Source organism: Sulfitobacter sp. PR48 (assembly GCF_028807335.1).
In the GTDB taxonomy this organism is placed as follows: Bacteria; Pseudomonadota; Alphaproteobacteria; order Rhodobacterales; family Rhodobacteraceae; genus Sulfitobacter.
On record NZ_JARAMM010000032.1, the window covers coordinates 1 to 20,323 of the forward strand.

The window sequence follows — 20,323 nt, forward strand, 5'->3', positions numbered from 1 at the left end:
CGCAAGGCAATCCTGCTGCCCGTGTTTCTCTACGATCATTCCGGTCTCGCGATGAACACCATCGGGTTTCACTGCCCGTGGGATTCCTGCCAAGTTGGGTATGTCTATGTGACGCTTGAGGCGGTTCGGAGGGAGTTCGGTGTGAAACGCGTCACCAAAGCAGTGCGCAAAAAGGCTGAAGACATCCTGCGCAGTGAAATCGTCACCTACGATGCTTATCTTGGCGGTCGGGTCTATGGCTATGTCATTGAGCAGGATGGCGAGGAGATCGACGCCTGCTGGGGATTCGTTGGCGACTATGAGACGGGCTGTTTGCCCGAGGCGCGGGAGGCGGTGCCCACATCTTTGCCGGGTCAAACACGCGATTCCGCTGCCGCTCAAGCGCAGGCTCTCCCTTAGAGGCTGGGACGAGTTGGAAATGACCGCATCTTTGCGCAGAGCCCAGGTGGATCCGCATTGCCGCAATGCAGAATTTTCATGGCGCAGCTATTGTGCGGTCGCAGCATGAGCACTATGTTTTGCATGTGACCGGTTCTCTCCTCCTCCCTGAACCGATCAAAGCTAATCGGCGGCATCCACCTCCTCCCGGATGCCGCCTTTTTCGTTTTCAGAGCTCTTTCTGAAGGTTGTCCACGGTTTGTCGGTCGCCGTTCGGTCAATGAGGTGCACACTAGTTGGAAGCCGAAGTGGCACCTTGCCCAAAACTTGGGCGCACCGATGAAGCTTCGAGCTGACAAGGACTTCCGCGACAGCGCCTACAGCACCATCCCCAGATTCTGGGGATAACTTTCCGAGGCTAAAGCGGAGATCAGCAATGCCATGAAAGAGCGAGAGACAGGGCGGGAGGGGTGACCCCTCCCGGGTGAGAGAGTGCGCTCGGGGCTTGGGGCCAACCCTCAACCCCGGAGATTGCCGATGAACGCTCACCCTAATTCCGTCCCTCTTGCGCCCGAAGCTCCTGCCCTGGCGGATTCCTCGGGTTCCGCCCAAAACCTGATGCAGGCTGCGACAATCCTCGTCCCCTTGTTCGAGGCAGGCAGAACCATCGACGCCGCCGTTCTCCGCACCGCAATGGAAGATGCCTTCGGCGCGAGCGACACCAGCGGTGCCTGGGTTTGGAAAGACGCCTATGAGGCTGCCGAGATCGCGCAGATCCTGATGCTTTCGCGCTACGGCGCATTGATGCAGCGTCAGGCCGCCTCACCGCAGGCCTTCCTCACCATGATCGAGCGCCTCGCCGGGCTGGCCCCGTCCCACACGCGGCGTTCTGAGGACAGCGTGCGCTTGCAACAATTCTCGACCCCTCTGCCCCTTGCGTCCATCGTGGCCCAGGCGGCGGGGTTTCGAGCCGACGATCTGGTGCTCGAGCCATCCGCTGGCACCGGCATGCTGGCGATATTTGGCCGGATTGCGGGCGCTCGCCTGGCGCTGAATGAACTCGCGGAGACCCGCCGCGCCCTGCTGAGGGAATTGTTCCCAGGTGCCGTCGTCACAGACCATGATGCCGCATCGATCGACGACCGGCTGGATAGGTCGATCACGCCCTCTGTCATCGTGATGAACCCGCCGTTTTCTGCGGCCAACCATGTCGAGGGTAAGTTCCGGCAGGCTACCAGCCAGCATGTCCTCTCCGCCCTGACGCGCCTCGCGCCGGGCGGGCGGCTTGTCGTCATCACGGGCGAGAGCTTCCGACCCTCGACGAAATCCTTCCAGTCGACGTTTCAGCGGATTGGCCAAAGCGCCGATGTGGTGTTCTCCGCCGCGATCGACGGCAAGGTCTTCGCGCGGCATGGCACCACGATCGACACGCGGCTGACGGTGATCGACAAGCGCGCGGCTGGTGAACAAGAGACAGCGCCGGGCGACATCGAGGCTGTCTACCGTCCGTTCGGCCCGGCCACGGGCGATCTCCTCGCGTCAGTTCTGACCCATTGCCCGGAGCGCCGCAGCCCCCCGCCCTGCCCTACTAGTTCGGCGTTGTCGGTTCCGTCTGGCCCGACGCGTACATACCTGCACGCCCTGCGCAACGCAGCACGCAAAGAAACCCGTGCCATTGCCGAAGAACGCGCGAAACATCCCTTTGACGACATCGAGACGGCCCCCCTCGACTACCAGCCGAAAGCCTGGAGTGAACCCGACGGTGCGCTGCAGGATACGGTCTACGAAGCCTATGATCTTCAGGCGATCCGGATCGACGGCGCGGCGGAACATCCGACAGCGCTGGTGCAGTCTGCCGCCATGGCCTCGGTGCCGCCGCCCGTGCCGACCTATCGTCCCATCCTGCCGAAGAGCCTTGTGGCGGACGGCCTTCTCTCCGCGCCGCAGCTCGAAAGCGTGATCTGCGCAGGCAATGCGCATGAGGCGCATCTCAAGGGCTGGTTCAAGCGCGGCGAGATCGAAGGCCAGTTGATGGCAGCGTCTGAGGGCGACAACGGTGCCTTCCGCCTGCGTAAGGGATGGTTCTTGGGCGATGGCACGGGCTGCGGCAAGGGGCGGCAGGTCGCGGGCATCATCCTCGACAATTGGCTGCAAGGACGCCGCCGCGCGGTCTGGATCTCGAAGAGCGACAAGCTCATCGAGGATGCGCGGCGCGACTGGATGGCGCTCGGGGGGCGCGAAAGCGATATCGTGCCGCTCTCAAAATTCCGCCAGGGGAGCGACATCCGCCTGACCGAAGGCATCCTTTTTGTCACCTACGCCACGCTGCGTTCGGCTGAACGCGAGGGCAAAGCCTCCCGCCTCGATCAGGTGACGTCCTGGCTCGGGGACGGGTTCGATGGAGTTATCGCCTTCGACGAAAGTCACGCCATGGCGAATGCCGCTGGCGAAAAGTCCGACCGCGGCGACAAGAAGGCGTCCCAGCAGGGCCTCGCTGGCCTCGCACTGCAGAACTCCGTGCCAGATGCCCGCGTCCTTTATGTCTCGGCCACTGGCGCGACGGTCGTTGGCAATCTCGCCTATGCCTCCCGGCTCGGGCTCTGGGGCACCGGGGATTTCCCCTTCGTGACACGGGCCGAATTCGTTGCCGCGATGGAAGCCGGGGGCATTGCCGCCATGGAGATGATCTCGCGCGATCTGAAGGCGCTCGGGCTTTATCTCGCGCGGTCCCTCTCCTATGCCGGGGTCGAATACGAGATGCTGGTGCATGAGCTGACCCTTGCCCAGGTCGCGATCTATGACAGCTACGCCGATGCCTATCAAATCATTCACAACAACCTTGAGGCCGCCCTTCAAGCCTCGGGAATTTCCTCCGAGACTGGTGCGCTGAATTCCCAGGCGAAATCCGCCGCCCGCTCGGCCTTCGAGAGCAACAAGCAGCGCTTCTTCAACCATCTCATCACGGCCATGAAATGCCCCTCGCTCATCCGCGCCATCGAAGCAGATCTGGCGGCAGGTCATTCGGCGGTGATCCAGGTGGTCTCGACCAGTGAGGCGGTGATGGAACGGCGCCTCGAGGAGATCCCTCCCTCGGAGTGGGACGACCTGCAGGTCGATTTTACGCCGCGCGAGAACATCATGGACTACCTGATGCACAGCTTCCCGACGCAGCTCTTCGAGCCCTACACCGACGAGAACGGCGATCTGCGCTCGCGCCCCGCCCTCGATGGCGATGGCAATCCCATCATCTGCCGCGAGGCGGAGCGGCGGCGGGATGATCTGATCGAGCATCTTGGGGCCCTCGCTCCGGTGCAGGGCGCGCTCGACCAGATCCTCTGGCATTTCGGCGGGGACGCTGTGGCTGAGGTCACTGGGCGCAAGCGGCGCATCGTGAAGACGCGCGAAGGGCGGCTCAAGGTCGAGAACCGCCCTGCCTCTTCCAATCTCGGGGAAACCCAAGCCTTCATGGATGATGCCAAGCGCATCCTGATTTTCTCTGATGCCGGTGGCACCGGGCGCAGCTACCACGCCGATCTGGGGGCCAAGAACCAGCGCCTGCGGGTGCATTACCTGCTGGAGCCCGGCTGGAAGGCTGACAATGCGATCCAGGGGCTGGGACGCACCAACCGCACCAACCAGGCGCAGCCACCACTCTTCCGCCCGGTTGCGACCAACGTGAAGGGCGAAAAGCGGTTTCTCTCCACCATCGCCCGCCGCCTCGACACACTTGGCGCCATTACCAAAGGGCAACGCGAGACCGGCGGGCAGAACATGTTCCGCGCGGAAGATAACCTCGAGAGCCCCTACGCCCGCGCAGCGCTGCGGCAGTTCTTCTACAAGCTGCGCGCAGGCAAGATCGAGGCCTGCTCTTATGCGAAGTTCCAGGAGATGACCGGGCTGACGCTTGATGAGGCGGATGGCACCATGAAAGAAAACCTGCCGCCGATCCAGCAGTTCCTGAACCGCTGCCTCGCGCTCCGGATCGACATGCAGGACGCGATCTTCGAGGCCTTCGGCGGGTTCCTTTTGGCCATCATTGAAGACGCACGCCAGGCTGGCACGCTGGATGTCGGCCTTGAGACCCTGCGCGCCGAGAAATTCGAGATTGTCGATCGGAAGGTCATCTTCGAGCATGAGGCGACGGGGGCAACGGCCACCGCGCTCACCGTCGAGCGGACTGATCGCAACGATCCGCTCACCCTGCCCCGCGTCAAAGCCATCTGCGCTGATACGAAGGGTGCGACGCTTTGCTGGAACACTTCCTCCAAACGCGCGGCGCTGATGGTGAAAGCGCCGGCCTTCATGGATGAAGACGGCGTGCCAATCCTGCGGGTGAAGCTCCTGCGGCCCATGGCGAACGAGATCCTCGCCCTTTCCGAGGTCTCGAAATCACACTGGGAAGAGGTCGACGATGCGATGTTCGAACAGCTCTGGCAGGCCGAGGTCGAAGCAGTGCCGGAGTTCACCACCTCCAAGATCACGCTGATCTGCGGGCTTCTTCTGCCGATCTGGGACCGGCTGCCCGCCGATAACATGCGCATCTATCGCCTTCAAACCGAAGACGGGGAACGCGCCATCGGTCGCTTGGTCAGCCAGGAACAGCTCTTGAACGTCTATGCGCGCCTTGGCCTCGAATGTCAGATCGATATGACGCCCCAGGAGGTCTTCGGCGCGGTCATGGACGCGAAGACGACCCTCAGCCTGCTTGGCGGCTACCAGTTGCGCCGGTCGTTGGTCATGGGACAGCCGAGGCTCGAGCTCATTGGTGCGTCGGGCGCGGCAATGCCAGGTCTGAAGGCCTTGGGCTGTTTCACCGAGGTGATCCAGTGGAAGACACGGGTGTTCATCCCGGTGGACGGCATTGACGTTCTTGCACGGGTTCTTGCCGAGCATCCGGTTGGCGCCAGCACAGCGGATACAGCCGCATGAGCACGCGGCGCAGCATCGCAGACCTCTCGGCCGATCTGGCAGACCGGGCCGAGAGTTTCTGCCGCCAGTATTTCCCCGAGGGGTGCAAGCAGGGCAACTATTGGCAGGTTGGCGATACCTCTGGCTCCAAGGGGCAGAGCCTCGCCATCCGGCTCCACGCGCAGGGTGGGCGCAAGGCCGGGTTCTGGACCGATTACGCGACGGGGCAATATGGCGACCTGATTGACCTGCTGCAGGAACGGCTTGGGTCGGTCACGCTGAAGGAAACGCTGAGGGAGGCCCGGTCCTTCCTCGGCGAGGCCCCCTGCCCCGCCTTACCTCGTGAAACCCAAAGGGCTGAGCGCCCGGATGCAGCCCCCAGCAAACGCATCGCTCAGGCGCGCAAACTCTTTGCCGCAGGCAAGCCGGTGTTTGGCACCTTGGCCGCCACCTATCTGCAGGGGCGCGGGATAACACAGCTTGGACCTGCCCTGCGCTATCACCCCCGGGTTTTTTTGTGGCAAGGCGAGGACGACTCCGATCTGCCGCAAAAGGCCCCTGCCCTGCTCGCGAAGATCACCGATAATCGGGGCCAGATCACCGGATGCGCAAGGGTCTATCTCGACCCGTCCACCGGCGGTCTGGCCGCGATCGAGAGCCCGAAACGGATCCTCGGGCAGCTGCATGGCCATGCCATCCGGTTCTGGTCTGGCACGAGCCGCAACGATCTCATCGTCGGCGAAGGTCTCGAGAATACCCTCTCGGTCGGCACGGCTCTCCCGGAGTTCGACCTCGCCTCCTGTCTCACCGCCACCCATCTCGGCCTCTTCATCCCGCCGCCGAGGATCAAGCGCATCTGGATCGCGCGGGACAATGACGAAGTTGGACGGAGCGCATCAAAGAGATTGCGTAACCAACTGGAGTCGCAAGGAATTACCTGTGGTGAACTCGTATCGCATTTGGGCGATTTCAACGACGATCTGAGGGCCTTTGGCAAGGATGTGCTGCGCCGGTCCCTGCTCGAGGCCATGAAAGAGCAAGGTCTGGAGATCGAGGACGGGTGAGCGCCAGCCTCCTCTCGTGGTGACTGAGGGGGCAAAGGTTCCGCTGGTTCGATCTGATCCCGTTTGGAAAAGGGGAGCGATGGACCGGCGGGTCGGAGCAGAGTGCTCCTCGCCCGGGCAGCAATGCGCCCCGAACCAGAAAATTCCCCTGCCCCACCACATGACCGTGGCGGGGCATTCCTCGCGGAACAATTTTCCGGCCCGCGGCGCATTCTCCGCTGCGCTCCGATCCTCACGGATGCGGCCCGGTCGCCGCCGGTCCTGTTATCGCCCCATCCAAATCGGGTCAGATCAAACAGAGGAACCAGACCATGCCCCATCAGACATACATCCAAGAGGAAACCGGCGTGACCTCCGCCATCCTCGACCACCTCGCACTTCATGGCGCAACGCCAGGCCCCGGCGAGACCGATCATCGCCCCCTGCCCCAGCCCGACGAGGTCGAGCTTGCCATGGCGACCCTCTTTGACACCACCATCGGCCTCCTCACCGGCAGCCAGTTGGAAGACAATCTCGAAGAGATGCTTTGGTCCCTGACCTCGATCTTCCATCGTCGGCTGACCCATATCCAGAAGCTCCTCGACGACAACGAGTTCGAGGTTCGGGAAAGTCTGGCCATCCAGGACGGCTCCGAGGTCGCCTCGGTCGAGCTCGAGCGCCACCAGATGATCGGGCTCAAGCTCTGGGACCATCGCGACGCCTTCGAGCAGATGCGCGATCTGGCCGTGGACCACTTCTCGGCCGCCACCGGGTCGCCCTGGCTGCCCCGCACCGGGTCCAAGGTCTCGCATCGCGGTCTCACCTCCGCCGTGGTGGACAGCCGGGCCTATCTATCGGCCAAGCGGCGCAAGGAGACAGAGGTCCACTGCCCCGAAGGCACGCGGATCGCCTTCTCGGGCGGGGATTATCACGCCTACGATCTGATCTGGTCCGTCCTCGACGCCACCCACGCCAAATATCCCGACATGGTGCTCCTGCACGGCGGTACGCCCAAAGGTGCAGAAATGATCGCGGCCCGCTGGGCAGATACCCGTGGGGTCACCCAGGTGGTTTTCAAACCCGACTGGAAGAGCCACGGCAAGGCCGCTCCCTTCAAGCGCAACGACAAGATGCTCGAGACCATGCCCCAAGGGCTGATCGCAACCCCCGGTTCTGGCATCACCGAGAACATCGTCGACAAGGCCCGCAAGCTCGGGATCCGCATCAAGAGGATCGGGGCTTAGGCCCCGGTTCTTCCATAGCAACAGAAGCAACAGACGGGCGCCTTGCGCGGTCCCGCTCGATCAGTTCGCTGAGGGGCCCAGTACTGCGAGATTTGGTCTGTCAGACTGCCGAGGGTGTGGATGACCATTTCTAGCTGGTCGCTGTCGCGGGACTTCCCGAAGCCTCGTGACGCTCACGTCGTCCCGCGATCAGCGGGATATTCGCCGAGAGGCACCCCATGTCGGCGAGAAAACTGACGAGGCCGACGATCGTCTTGAACACGCGCAATTTGAAGACGCTGCGGCTCGTGACAAGCATTTTAGCATCCTGGCCGTCCACCGCTACCGCGTACACGACCCAGGAGCCGTACCAGCTGTTATGGCGTTTCTCTGCGGTTTGTTTGCAGGATACCTCGATGAGGTAGCCTTTCGAGAGCAGATCGCGCAGGCCATCCTCGGTAATCACATTCGGGGTAGCGCCGTCCAACCGCTTATCCTCTTCACATATGCTGACACGCAACGGGACTGGAGCGGGGCCGGCATTTGCCTCGGTTCCGAGTCGCAAGCGTGCGTTTGCTGAATTTCGCGATGGCATACGAGACATCCCTGAAGTTCGCAACGCACCGGGGATTGCAGCAGTCGGGAAACGGTGCGCATGTATTCGTGCTGGCTTTTATCACCTTCAACCGGCCAGACCACTTTCTGCTTGAGGCCCCGGCAAACCGGTCCAAGGAACCGAACGGAGTCCGGTGTCGAGTTCCCACAGGTCGCGGAGCGTATCGAAGGATCAGACATGACTGGGCAAGGAGTGCCTCGACGTTCTTGGCTGTCGGCAGTTCATTACCTTCATTCGTGGCCACCGCGCTTCTCCCGATGTCTGAGTTGCATGACATGCTGGTCGCAGCTGTCGACCCGTCCACAAGGGTTGTCACCGATCTTTTTCCCCTGACCCTGCAGGTCATTCCTCGCGGACCAAAAAGACCGGCGCCTGCCCCTCTCCAGCTTACGCTCCGCCTTCGGTGTGGCCGGGCCTTGGCCAGCTGCAAGGTGACCATCATTGCAACGCAAACAAGGAGAAGAGCAATGACCACGAACTGCATCAAATTCACCAGCACCGACATCCAAACCGCCAACGGCACAGGCTCCATCTCGACCCTGACCTTCGACCTCGACATCACGGTCGAACCCGTCGCGAGCACGAACCCGATGGCCCCCACGCACCGCGTCCTCGGCCGTTCCCCGCGCGGCAAGCTGGTCGAGTGCGGCGGCATCTGGAAGAAGCAGAACAAGGAGACCGGCGCCGACTACTACACGCTGACCATCCGCGATCATGGCTTCAACGCCAACCTCGGCAAGGCCGCGAACCAGGACGATCTGTCCCTGCAGGCGATCATCCCCTGGGGGCCCAAAGACGCCGCCTAAGCGAAGGTTTGGCAGGGGTTCGCCTCTGCCAACCCGTTTACAGCTGTAAACTCCAGAATAAGTCCGGTCCGTGCATGTAGTCTCTTCGTGCTTCAGTAGACACTATATAGAGGAAAATTCTTGACTTAGCGCCGTGAATCACGGCTTTTATCCCCAAGTGGCGTGAAAAAGGCCATATTTTCGAATTTGGGGCAACTAGATGATTCCTGTGACACCACTGGCAAACGAGAAGCCTTCAGCGCTCGCGACAGAAATTTCCGAGCGGTTGAACGCCGCCATCCGGGAGCATCTTCTTTCAGCTTTTGCCCCAGATAGCACCAAAACGCTACGGTCTTTTTCGGCACCTGAGGCGGCAGAACTTCTTGGGGTCTCCGGTCAGTTCATGCGAAAGGTGCACTCAGAGGGAACGATCCCAGAGCCCGAGGATATTCGTGGAGGGCGGCGCTATTACACGGCGCAAGAGATTTGGGATGCACGCGAGATCCTAGAGAAGTCATCACGCAAGAAAGGACGGTATCTGCCGCGTCGGTCTGGTGATGAGAAACTGCAAATATGGCAGTTGATGAACTTCAAGGGCGGCTCGAGCAAGAGCACCACGAGTATCCATCTTGCGCATTATTTCGCGCTACGCGGCTATCGAGTGTTGGTCGTTGACCTTGACCCTCAAGGATCACTCACGTCCATGTGCGGCATCAGCCCGGAAATCGAGTTTGATGGGCTGACTGTATATGACGCGATCCGCTACGACGATCCGGTCAGCATGGCCGATGTCGTTGTTCCCACTTACTTCCCGGGGCTTTCTATTGCGCCGTCGCGCCTAATGCTGTCTGAGTTCGAGACTGAATCTGCAGTCCATTCGAACCCTGACCAGCCGTTCTTTACGCGGATCCGAAATGCATTGTCCCAAGTTGAGGATGATTTCGACCTTGTCTTGATGGACAGTCCGCCCCAGTTGGGCTTCTTGACGATCGCTGGAATGGCCGCAGCGAGTTCTCTGATTGTACCTCTAACTCCCTCGATGTTGGATGTTTCGTCGACCGCTCAGTTCCTCGAACTCGCCGGGGCCTACATGGGGGTAATCGAGGATGCAGGCGCGACGCTGCAGTATGATCACTTCAAATTCCTGATCACTCGGGATGAGCCGACGGATGTTCCCTCACAGCAGCTGACCTCGTTTATGCGTGCGCTTTTCCAAGACCGCGTCATGTCTGCGACCGCTCTCAAGAGCACTGCAATCAGTGACGCGACCATGCTCAAGCAGTCCATCTATGAGGTTGTGCGCTCGGAAATGACCCGAGCGACCTACGATCGTGCGAAAGGCTCAATGGATGCTGTGGGACAGGAAGTGGAAGTCATGATCCACCAATCATGGGGACGTAAATAATGGCTAGGAAATCCCTTCGAGATATGTCGGGCATCGCGAATACCATCGCGCGTTCCAGCAGCACTTCGGCCGAGAGGGTCCCCAAGACGAGCGCGCCTGCGTTAGGGGCTCTTCAGGGGTCACTTGCGTCTATCCGCGAGATCGATCCTGGTCTGATCGACGATTGGGGTCCCCAGGATCGGTTGGATGAGTTTACAGCTGTAAACGCCGAGGATGACGATGAGGGTTTTGAGGCGCTCAAAAACAGCATCCGTGAAGGCGGTCAACAGGTGCCAATCCTTGTTCGGCGCTCCAAAGCTGCCGAGCGGCGCTTCGAAGCGATTTATGGTCGCCGCAGATTAAAAGCTTGCCGGGAGCTCGGGATTAAAGTCCGTGCCAACGTTCAGGATGTCGATGACGCCACGGCCTTGTTGGCCAAAGGGCTGGAAAATGCGGCGCGTCGCAACCTCTCGTTTTATGAAAAGGCGCGCTTTGCTGAAGCTATCCAAGCCGCGGGGCACGAAAGCGCGACGGTGCGCCAAGTTTTGAATCTTTCTGCATCAGGCCATTCGCACCTGACGAAGGTGACGCAGAATGTCCCGTCCAGAGTCGGAGACCTGATTGGTTCGGCACCCAAGTCCGGCCGGCCGAGGTGGACGGACTTGGCCGAGCTGTTCCTCGAGCGGAAGCTTACGGAGAAGATCGCGCTCAATTTGCTGGCCAAAACTAGCACCTCATCGACGTCTGATGAGCGGTTGGAAGCGCTGATCAAGGAAGCAAGCAAGCGCGGAACGAAAGTGTCCAGCGGTACTCGTGAGATTACGCCGATGGATGGCGTTGTCATCAAAGCAAGCCGAGGGAGCGTGTCTCTTTCGGTGAAGAAGTCCGGCACAAGTGCCGAGTTCGCAAGCTGGCTTGAGAGCAACCTCGAGGACATCATCAAGAGATCCTACACCGAATTTACAGATGTAAACTCGGAGGATGACAAGTGAGGACGAGCAGAAAGGAGGAAAGGTAAACAAAGAAAACCCCCGAAACCGAAGCTTCGAGGGCTGCTGCGCAGAGCGCAATTCTTAGATTAGACACCTAGAATCTAGCAGCCAGCGAATCGCCATACAAGAGAAAACGCTTCTGAGCGAACGGGATTTCTTTGTCTGCTGACAAAGTATGGAAAAATTCAGTGGTGCTCCGTCTGGAGCGACTGAGGCAGGCACGCCTCAGCACGAGAGAGGTATGTCCATCGCATGGCAGCCCTCCGGTTGGCGCAAAGCCTCAGCAGGTCTCGCTGCCGCAGAGCAGCTTGCCCAAGCCGGTGAACAGGTAGCTATACCCAAAACACGGGCGTTCGTCGCCGTGAAGCGGGTAGGAGCCTACATTGGCCTCAAGGCCGGAGACATGATGCTCCTCGACACGCTCGGGGCCTTTACCCAAGCCCAGGACTGGGAGGAGGGCCAGCGCCCGATCGTCTGGGCGTCGAACGCCTATCTGATGGAGCAGACCGGGTTCTCGCTCTCCGCGCTCAAGCGCCATGCACGGCGACTGGCCGAGATCGGCGTGATCTCCTTCCAGGACAGCCCAAACGGCAAGCGGTGGGGCCGCAGAGACGCCGAGGGACGCATCGTCGAGGCCTATGGCTTCGATCTGTCGCCGCTTTCAGCCCGTGTCGATGAGTTCGAGGAGCTTCATGCCGATTTGCAGGCCGAGCGCGAGCTCTGCCAACGCCTGAAGCGTCAGATCACCGTGGCACGCCGCATGATCCGCGCGCGGATCGAGGCAGCCGTCAGCAGCGCGCTGCGCGGGCCCTGGACGCAGTTCACGGGGCTCTTCGAGGAGCTTCTGGACCGACTTCCGCGCCGTCATGAAGCTTCAGAGCAGTTGGAGCGGCTATTGGCATGGTTCAAGGAACTCCAAGAACGGGTCGAGGCGGCTTATCTTAAGGCGACTGTTGCGACAAAACCTGTGGAAAACACCGATGATAAACACGCCCAAGTCACGAAGAAGACTCAAGAAATGAACCCCAGGGGGGTCATTTCCGAACCTCATATACTAATTACAAACCAACTTAATCCTGTAACTAGTAATTCCTCTGAAAAAGAGGAAGCGGCGGGTGTGGTGCCCAATGCGCCACCCGAAGAGCGGGTCGATAGGGAGCTGGAAGACTGGGTTGCCGAGGTGCGCAAGAAGCGCACAGCGCTCGATCTGCCGACAATCATGCAGGCCTGCCCAGAATTTGCGTCCTGGGCGCGGAATTTGGGTGGATTCCTGAAGGATTGGGGCGATCTGCACCGGGTTGCCGGTCAACTCAGGCCGATGATCGGGATCTCTGAGCATGCCTGGAACGTGGCGCAGGACCGAATGGGCACCCAGGTGGCCACGGCCGCGTTTGCCCTCGTCTTCGAGAAGCACAGTGCGGGCGAGGTTGCCTCGCCGGGCGGCTATCTGCGGGGCATGGTCGAGAAGGCCGGGGCAGGGGAGCTGCATCTCGAGCGCAGCTTCTATGGTAGGCTCAGTGGGCAGGCGGCGTGATAGGGCAGGGGCTCAGAGACCGGCGGCTTTGGTCAGGTTTACCCGGAACCTGTCGCGGCGCCGCTGATAGCGGCGGGTCATCTCGGCCGAGGCGTGGCCAAGCTGCTTCTGGACGTAGCGCTCGTCGACTTCGGCGGAGCTGGCGAGACCGGCGCGCAACGAATGGCCGGAGAACAGCGCCAGGCGGTCTTTCTCAGGCAGGTCCGACCGGATGCCGGCGCCCAGAACCGTGCGCTTGATCAGGCGCGCGACATGCTTGTCGTTCAACCTGGTTTCTGAGGCGCGTTTGCCATCGCGTGAGGTGCCGACGAAGATTGGACCGAAGTCGATCTTGGCGAAGTGCAGCCATTGTTCGAGCGCATGCACGGGGCAGGTTTGATCCTTCGAGCCGCGTCCGATCTCGACCTCACGCCAGCCGGTCTTGGCATTGAGGGTGAGCAGGGCGCCCTTGTCGAAGATCTCGATCCAGCCGCCCGAGTCCGGCGTGTCGTCCTTGTGCACGTCGAGGCTGACAATTTCTGAGCGTCGGAGGCCCCCAGCATAGCCGAGGAGCAGGATGGCCCGGTCTCGCAGACCGCGCAGGTCGTAAGGCAAGGTAGCGACCATCGCGAGGATGTCCTCGGCCAGGATCGCTTCCTTTTGCACCGGCGGACGGGCGTGTTTGCGTTTGATCCCGGCCAGCACGGTGGCGATATAGCGGTTCTTGCGATCGAGGGCAAAGCCGCGCTGCGCATAGTTCCAGGCGAGGCCCGACAGGCGGCGGTCGATGGTGCTGACCGATAGGGCAGGGGAGGGGCCCGTTCCGGACGCCAGGTCCGCAAGGTAGAGCCCGATCATTTCGGGCGACGGGGGCAGAGTCTCCGCGCCCTTCTTCCGGCACCAGCGCGCGAAATGCGCCCAGTCTTTCGCATAGGCCTTCAGCGTATTGTCCGAGGCCGCGGCGCGCGCATAGTCGCGCGCGGTATCCACCAGCCGATCGAGCGTGCCTGAACCAGCCACAAAGGAAGGAAGGCTCAAAGCCTCGCTGCTGGGATGATCTCTCTCGTTGTTCTCGCTGACCGAAGGCCCATTTGGCGGCTTTGAGATCGATTTCTCGTTGTTTTCTGACATGTCGCTGAGCATATTCTTTGGTGTCCGATAATGCAAACTTATTGGACATAATAGCATCCATCAAGGTGCGGCGGTTTGTTGAAAATTTTCTGGATGAAAGCGCCGCCAGAGACTAGTGTTGTGGCATGACCTATCAGCCCGCCACCATCTCCGACGACCTGAGCACCCTACCGCAGCTGCCGGGTTGGGTCACCTCCGGTCGTGTCGAAACCCTTGAAACTGTGGCGTTTCGGTCGGGGGCGGCGCTGACAGTACTCGACCAGCTGGTCTCCGATCCTAGGCATGGCGTGCCGGTGAAACTGCTCGCCAACCGGCTGGCGCTGAGCGCGGCGACCGCCACCTCGAAAGTTGAAGGCCGCTTGGCGCGGGCGGCTGATATCCGCGACGCCTACCATTTGACGCCACCGGGCGAGGCGCGGGGACCCGACGGCGATCTGTTGGCGTTATGGCGCGAAGGCGTCCGGCTTCGGGCAGGTCGGACGGGCGTGATCGCCGACCTCATTGGTGCGGACTTCGCGGGCGAGGTGGGTGCTTGGCTTGACGTGGGATTGGAACGCGCACGGACCCATGGTCCGTTGTCGGGTTGCGTCGCAGCCCTGCGCGCTGTGCTCGACACCGATGACCGAGCGGAGCGGGTCGCCTGCGCGCTGTCTGATATCGTCCTGGCGCGGACGCTGAACTGGAAGGCGATGCTGCCGGTTTCGGCGCAGCGTCTCACCAAGACCGTGCTGCGCGATCTGGCGGCGGGTGAGCAGGGGGCCGAGCTGGCGCTTCAGATCCGGATCCTCGAGACCATCGAGGAGACGGTTCGACTGGCGCGCGATCTTGCCCGCCGCGCCGAGGCCCTTCGCGCAGTGGCGCCGAAACTGCGAGCAAAAGGATCGGACGCGGCCGTCGATCTGTTCCTGACCGAGGATGCGGTGGCACCGGCCTCGATGCTGTCGCCGCGCGTTCGTGGAACGTCGATCCCCATGACCGACCGGGCCGCGCGGCGGTTTTGCGACCGGCTGGTCGAGCTGGGCGTGGCGCGGGAACTGACCGGGCGACCGACCTTCCGGCTCTACGGGATCGCACCATGACGGTCGCGACAAGGAAACGGAAACCTGCAAAGGAGGGCGGCGCCGTCTTTGACCGGGAACTGGACGACCTGCCATCGGAGTTGCGCTGGCGCGAATGGATGGGGCGGATCGAGGCGGTGCTCTTCGCCAGCGCTTCGCCGGTCGGGCGTGATGACCTGGCGCGCGTCGTGGGGCAGGGGGCCTCGGTCGAGATGTTGGTCGACGATATCCAGGCCGAGTTGACCGGCCGCCCTTACGAGCTGGTACAGGTAGCCGGCGGGTGGATGTTCCGGACCAGGGCCCAGTTCGCGGACGCGATCAAGGCCGCCGCTGATCTTGGTGAGCAGTCGTTGGCCTTCACCGAATTGGAGATGGGCGTGCTCTGCGCCATCGCCTATCACCAGCCGATCGACCGTGCGGGGCTGGCCGACATCTTCGGCAAGGAGGTCAGCCGCGATCTGCTGGCCCGGCTGCGCTACAAGGACCTAATCGCGAGCGGGCCGCGGTCGCCGAGACCCGGTGCGCCGCATACCTTCGTGACAACAGAGACCTTCCTAGTGACGTTCGATCTGCAGAGCTTGCGGGATTTGCCGTACATCGAGATCACATCTGACCTAAAGCACGAAAGCGGTTCACCTTCGCAAACTCAGGACAAGACCAGGTGAGTGATACAGTCTTTTGGTCATGGCAGAACGACCTGCCCGCAAGCATCAATCGGCAGTTTCTCCGAAATGCTCTCGAGGTCGCCGTCGATAGGGTGAGCGATCTACTCGATGTCGAGGATGCGCCACGGATCAACTTGGATCATGACACTAGGTCGACACCGGGTATGGCTGACATAAGTCAGACGATTTTCAAAAAGATCACCGACTGCGCTGTCATGGTTGCGGACGTCACACCAATCGCCAAGACCGAGAGCGGCAAGGCCCTTCCCAATCCGAACGTCATGGTCGAGCTCGGCTTCGCCCTCAAAACTTTGGGTTTTGGCAGAATAATTGCCGTTTTGAATACTGCGGGCGGGATTTCGGTCGAAGATCTGCCGTTCGATATACGACATCGACGCATTCTGACATACGAACTGGAAGAGGGTGCAAGCAAGGCAATCCGCCGCGAGGTCAGAAGGGCGCTTACTGACGACCTGACTGCCGCCATCCGGACGAACGTGGAAGGTGTTCGCGGTGAACGACGCGCCGCAGTTCCGATCGAGGGAGTTGCCAGCGACCCGCAGTCGCCAGGCCTTTGGCTGGCAGAATGGCCCTTAGCCCATGAGGACACCTTTGATGAGGAACTCAGCGTGCGTCCTCGGCAGCTGTCGCGCGCGTGGCTTCGTATCATTCCCGAAGGGTATCCAAACGGTTTTCCGTCAATCACGTCGGTTGAGCATTTGTCTGACGGCTTGAGGTTAAGAGCTCCCTCGGCCGGAGCGGGGGGTGGGAATTTTGGCGTCTGTGAGCAGGGGTTTATTACCTACTGGCTTGCTGGTCGCGATGAGGACGGGACATGTAAGGCCCGAAACCTTGCGGCCTATCTGGAGGAAACCGGTGAGGTCTGGATGTCTGACGGAACGGCGTTCGAGCAGGATCAGGGCAAGACTTACATCTCGTATGCACGTTTGCTTTCGAACTGGGCAAAAGGTTTTGAGAGTGGCTCAGCCTGTCTTGATGCGCTCGGAGCCTCCGGTCGCCGACGAGTGATCTTGGGAATCGAGGGTATGAAGGGTTCGCTCTGGAGGGTTCAACAGGGATATAGGCCCATGAGGTCTCGTAAGGCGGGGATCCTATGTGATGAGACGCGTACCAACTGGACTTCAGATAATCGTATCGAATTCTTGCATGGTGCCTGGAATGAGCTTCTGGACGCATTCGGCCATCAGCTCATGGATGCCGAAGAATTCAGGCGCTACCGCGAGGTCCGGCTGCGCAACTGAGAGTACATAACTCGCTCCCTGTCTCTCTGTGAGAATGTTTTCGGGTAGGGACTTAGCCGAGGAGGATCGCTCCAGTGAGTTAGAGGATGGTGCCTTTCAATCGGTCGGGGCTCCTCTTTCAGATGGTCGGCGTTCAAGCCTCCAGCCGGCCGCCAACACACTTTCAATTAGTCGAATCTTGACTTTCAATCGGTCGTGTGTGTACTTTCAACCGGTCGAAAGGAGCCGCACGCCTATGTATCCTAGATTTGCCAAGGCCAGGGTGGAAGAAGCACTGTCAGACACACGTGTGGTTCTCATATCGGGGCCGCGTCAGTCCGGCAAAACGACTCTTGCGACCGAAATCGCGTCGGACAAGATCCCGTTTCTGACACTGGACGATGCCAACGTTTTGCGGTCGGCGATCGATGATCCGGTCGGGTTCGTTCGCGGATTGGACCGCGCCGTCATTGATGAGGTTCAACGTGCGCCCGACCTTCTGCTAGCCATCAAAAATCTAGTCGATGACGACAAGACACCGGGCAGGTTCCTCCTAACGGGCTCGGCCAACCTGATGACCATACCAAAAGTGGCGGACTCTCTCGCGGGTCGCATGGAGGTCGTTCGGCTATTCCCTCTATCGCAGGCGGAGATCTTTGGGACAAAAACGAGATTTATTGATCAGGCCTTTGCGGGACAAACGCCAAAAACCGGTAAAATGATTGTCGGGGACGACCTTATAGAAAACGTCCTTTCGGGCGGTTATCCCGAAGCACTTGGTCGCGCTCGATGGTCGCGAAAGCAGGATTGGTATCACGGCTATCTCGATGCGATCGTCCAACGAGATGTCCGAGACGTCGCACAGATCGAACAACTTGCCATCATGCCAAAACTGATGTCGGCGCTTGCCGAGCACGCGGGGCAGTTGGTCAACTACACCAGGATCGGGGCGGGCCTCGACCTAAACCATGTCACCACGCAGAAATATGTGAGCGTCTTCGAGAGCCTCTATCTCGTTCACACGCTCCAGCCTTGGTTCACAAATCGCCTGAAACGTCTCACAAAGTCGCCGAAACTACACTTTCTCGATGCGGGGCTCCTTGCTGCGATGCGGGATATCTCGCCGGACGTAGTCAGTAAGGACAAAACGAGTTTTGGCGCGATTCTGGAGACCTTCGTTTTCAGCGAACTGCGAAAGATCGCCAGTTGGAGCGAACAGAGATGCACGTTTTCTCACTTCCGGGACAAGGACAAGAACGAGGTCGACATCGTGTTGGAGAACCGTCGAGGCGAAGTGGTCGGGATCGAAGTGAAATCTTCCGCCACCGTTGCGGCGGCGGATTTTTCGGGAATGCGTAAACTGGCGGACGCTTGCGGCGAGAAGTTCGTCCAAGGCATGGTGCTCTATGATCACGACAAGGTAGTCCCATTCGGCGAGAAGATGTTCGCGGCCCCGCTGTCATGCCTGTGGGGTAGCCAATGAACCTTGTTGAGGAACAATGCGTCGAGGATCTCGCGGATCTGCTCTACAACTTCCTTCCGGGGAGCGGTAACACCCGGACCGCATTCCCTTTGGCAGCGGCGAAGGTCCAATGCGAGGACTTCTGGGTTGGCGGTAGCAAGCGTCCGGCGATCGTCCAGCTGTTATCATCAACATTAGGTCAGAGAAGGCACAAATTGAGCCCGCTGCTGCTGTCGATCGTAAGGCAATCGATAACTTGGCGAAGAGGCAAGGGAGAGCCGCTCACCCGTGCAGAAGTGGGCGCGTTGAACGTGCTCCTCCTCCGTTTGTCACTAAAGGTTCCCGAGCTGAACGATCCCGCGTTCCTTGAATCCTTGCCGGGAGACTTGCCCGAGTCGGATGTGAGCCCGAAACCGAAGACAGCAACGGTGTCGGACGAACAGGCCAAGACGTTATCAGACCGTCTGATCGGTCTCTTCGAACATGCCCCACAGCGTCGTGGGTATGAGTATGAACGATTTCTCACCGAACTTTTTGCCGCATATGGGCTTACGCCGCGATCACCTTTCAAACTTACGGGCGAACAGATTGACGGAAGCTTCAAGCTGCACGGTGAGACCTATCTCGTCGAAGCCAAATGGCAGGCCGGTCTCACGGGGCAGGCCGAATTGTTGACCTTTTCCGGGAAGGTCTCGGGCAAGGCGACGTGGACGCGGGGCCTCTTCATCAGTAACTCTGGGTTTTCAGAAGATGGCCTTAAGGCCTTCAGGACTGGTAGGCGTACTAACATCATTTGTGCTGATGGCCTCGACCTACATCAGGTCGTCCATAACCGTCTCTCGTTGATCGATATTCTTGACGAAAAGCTGCGCCGGGCGGCCGAGACCAACCAGGCATTCGTCCCCGTTCGGGATTTGCTGCCATGAGATCAAACCAAAAAGGGATTGGCCAAGGGGGCGCGAAAAGATGCTGGGGCAGGGCATGGCGAGCCGGGCAAGACAGAAGTTGCGCGAAAGAGAAAGTATTGAGACCTTAAAATTTTACGGAAAAGAACTTCCATGATCATACCTGACAATGAGACCGCCGTTGACTTGATATACTCCGAGGCCGTTTCGGCCACGGTCGCGAAAGTGATCAGAGACTCGGGGACTGAACCTCTCACGGTCGGTGTCCATGGGGATTGGGGCGCGGGAAAGTCGAGCGTGTTGCTCATGCTGGAGGAAGCATTTTCAGAGGATGATCGGACATCAGTCGTTCGGTTTAACGGTTGGCTCTTCCAGGGCCTCGAAGACGCAAAGACCGTTGTCATCGAAACGATCGTAGAACAATTGTTGCGGGATAGGGCGCTCACAACAAAGCTGAAGGACGCATCAAAGAAGCTGCTGAAACGCGTCGATCTGATGAAGGTCGCATCCAAGGCCGGCGGCCTCGCACTTACCGGTCTCACAGGTATTCCGTCGCTGGACATGCTCGGTGGACTTATGGAACAGGGCAAGAAACTCCTCGCCGACAGTTCCGAAATTACCCTCGGCGACATGACAGGGTACGTCAGAAACGTCACGGATTGCCTCAACGACCCTGATGCCGAAACCCTACCGGCCCACATTCATGCGTTCAGGTCAGAATTCGAGGAGCTTCTCACGGCGGCCGACATTGATCGTCTCGTCGTTGTCGTGGACGATCTGGACAGATGCCTTCCCGCTACCGCCATCGAGACGCTTGAGGCGATCCGGCTGTTTCTTTTTGTACCGGGTGCAGCCTTTGTCATTGCCGCCGACGAGGGGATGATCGAATACGCCGTCAGGTCCCATTTCCCTGATTTGCCGCTGTCGTCCGGTGTCGCGTAGCCCTTAATTGTGAGATGAGAAATCCAACGAAATCAACGGCCTTGCTTTGCCCTTAAATATGATATTTTGCCTTTAAA

The 20,323-nt window shown here is 60.1% G+C and carries 15 protein-coding genes and 1 pseudogene; 14 read left to right on the top strand and 2 right to left on the bottom strand.

Annotated features, from left to right (window positions below; translation table 11 throughout):
- The 4 genes and pseudogenes from PVW51_RS22925 to PVW51_RS22940 form a co-directional block, all read left to right on the top strand.
- A pseudogene (locus PVW51_RS22925) lies at positions 1 to 399 on the top strand (hypothetical protein); the annotation flags it as partial.
- Between the two features lie 516 nt (positions 400 to 915).
- Positions 916 to 5,307, top strand: a complete 4,392-nt coding sequence (locus PVW51_RS22930) for a strawberry notch-like NTP hydrolase domain-containing protein (RefSeq protein ID WP_274577938.1) — start codon at positions 916 to 918, stop codon at positions 5,305 to 5,307.
- A complete protein-coding gene (locus PVW51_RS22935; protein WP_274577939.1) occupies positions 5,304 to 6,350 on the top strand; it encodes a DUF7146 domain-containing protein in 1,047 nt (348 codons plus the stop codon). Before PVW51_RS22930 ends, PVW51_RS22935 begins: the two co-directional genes overlap by 4 nt.
- Positions 6,351 to 6,661: 311 nt before the next feature.
- On the top strand, positions 6,662 to 7,573 hold the full coding sequence (locus PVW51_RS22940) for a DUF2493 domain-containing protein (protein WP_274577940.1): 912 nt from the start codon (positions 6,662 to 6,664) through the stop codon (positions 7,571 to 7,573).
- A gap of 130 nt (positions 7,574 to 7,703) precedes the next feature.
- Here the strand turns inward: PVW51_RS22940 and PVW51_RS22945 are convergent, their stop codons facing one another.
- Positions 7,704 to 8,039 carry a hypothetical protein gene (locus tag PVW51_RS22945; RefSeq protein WP_274577941.1) on the bottom strand — a complete coding sequence of 112 codons (336 nt, stop codon included), beginning with the start codon at positions 8,037 to 8,039 and terminating at the stop codon, positions 7,704 to 7,706.
- Positions 8,040 to 8,635: 596 nt separating this feature from the next.
- Here PVW51_RS22945 and PVW51_RS22950 point away from each other — a divergent pair.
- The 4 genes from PVW51_RS22950 (at position 8,636) to repC (ending at position 12,863) form a co-directional block, all read left to right on the top strand.
- Entirely contained in the window at positions 8,636 to 8,974 is a 339-nt protein-coding gene (locus PVW51_RS22950; RefSeq protein ID WP_274577943.1) for a DUF736 domain-containing protein, read from the top strand.
- A gap of 199 nt (positions 8,975 to 9,173) precedes the next feature.
- Positions 9,174 to 10,358 (top strand): plasmid partitioning protein RepA, encoded by a 1,185-nt coding sequence (repA, locus tag PVW51_RS22955; protein ID WP_174148893.1) that lies wholly within the window; start codon positions 9,174 to 9,176, stop codon positions 10,356 to 10,358.
- Positions 10,359 to 10,381: 23 nt separating this feature from the next.
- On the top strand, positions 10,382 to 11,329 hold the full coding sequence (gene repB / locus PVW51_RS22960) for a plasmid partitioning protein RepB (RefSeq protein WP_274577944.1): 948 nt from the start codon (positions 10,382 to 10,384) through the stop codon (positions 11,327 to 11,329).
- Positions 11,330 to 11,570: 241 nt separating this feature from the next.
- Positions 11,571 to 12,863, top strand: coding sequence for a plasmid replication protein RepC (gene repC, locus PVW51_RS22965; protein WP_274577946.1), 1,293 nt, complete (start codon positions 11,571 to 11,573; stop codon positions 12,861 to 12,863).
- A 12-nt stretch (positions 12,864 to 12,875) separates the two neighbouring features.
- Here repC and PVW51_RS22970 read toward each other — a convergent pair whose 3' ends face one another.
- Positions 12,876 to 13,985, bottom strand: a complete 1,110-nt coding sequence (locus tag PVW51_RS22970; protein ID WP_274577949.1) for a tyrosine-type recombinase/integrase — start codon at positions 13,983 to 13,985, stop codon at positions 12,876 to 12,878.
- A gap of 113 nt (positions 13,986 to 14,098) precedes the next feature.
- On the opposite strand from PVW51_RS22970, the gene PVW51_RS22975 reads away from it, so the two are divergent.
- The 6 genes from PVW51_RS22975 (at position 14,099) to PVW51_RS23000 (ending at position 20,246) form a co-directional block, all read left to right on the top strand.
- Positions 14,099 to 15,052 carry a DUF1403 family protein gene (locus tag PVW51_RS22975; RefSeq protein ID WP_274577951.1) on the top strand — a complete coding sequence of 318 codons (954 nt, stop codon included), beginning with the start codon at positions 14,099 to 14,101 and terminating at the stop codon, positions 15,050 to 15,052.
- Positions 15,049 to 15,696, top strand: coding sequence for an SMC-Scp complex subunit ScpB (gene scpB, locus PVW51_RS22980; protein WP_274577953.1), 648 nt, complete (start codon positions 15,049 to 15,051; stop codon positions 15,694 to 15,696). Before PVW51_RS22975 ends, scpB begins: the two co-directional genes overlap by 4 nt.
- Positions 15,693 to 16,958: a hypothetical protein gene (locus PVW51_RS22985; RefSeq protein WP_274577955.1), complete on the top strand. Its 1,266-nt coding sequence runs from the start codon at positions 15,693 to 15,695 to the stop codon at positions 16,956 to 16,958. Before scpB ends, PVW51_RS22985 begins: the two co-directional genes overlap by 4 nt.
- Before the next feature lie 235 nt (positions 16,959 to 17,193).
- On the top strand, positions 17,194 to 18,420 hold the full coding sequence (locus PVW51_RS22990) for an ATP-binding protein (protein WP_274577958.1): 1,227 nt from the start codon (positions 17,194 to 17,196) through the stop codon (positions 18,418 to 18,420).
- The gene (locus PVW51_RS22995) at positions 18,417 to 19,325 is read left to right on the top strand and encodes a restriction endonuclease (protein ID WP_274577960.1); all 909 of its coding nucleotides are present in this window, start codon (positions 18,417 to 18,419) and stop codon (positions 19,323 to 19,325) included. The genes PVW51_RS22990 and PVW51_RS22995 overlap by 4 nt, the downstream gene beginning before the upstream one ends.
- 132 nt (positions 19,326 to 19,457) lie before the next feature.
- Positions 19,458 to 20,246, top strand: coding sequence for a KAP family P-loop NTPase fold protein (locus tag PVW51_RS23000; RefSeq protein ID WP_274577963.1), 789 nt, complete (start codon positions 19,458 to 19,460; stop codon positions 20,244 to 20,246).
- The last annotated feature ends 77 nt before the right edge of the window (positions 20,247 to 20,323 follow it).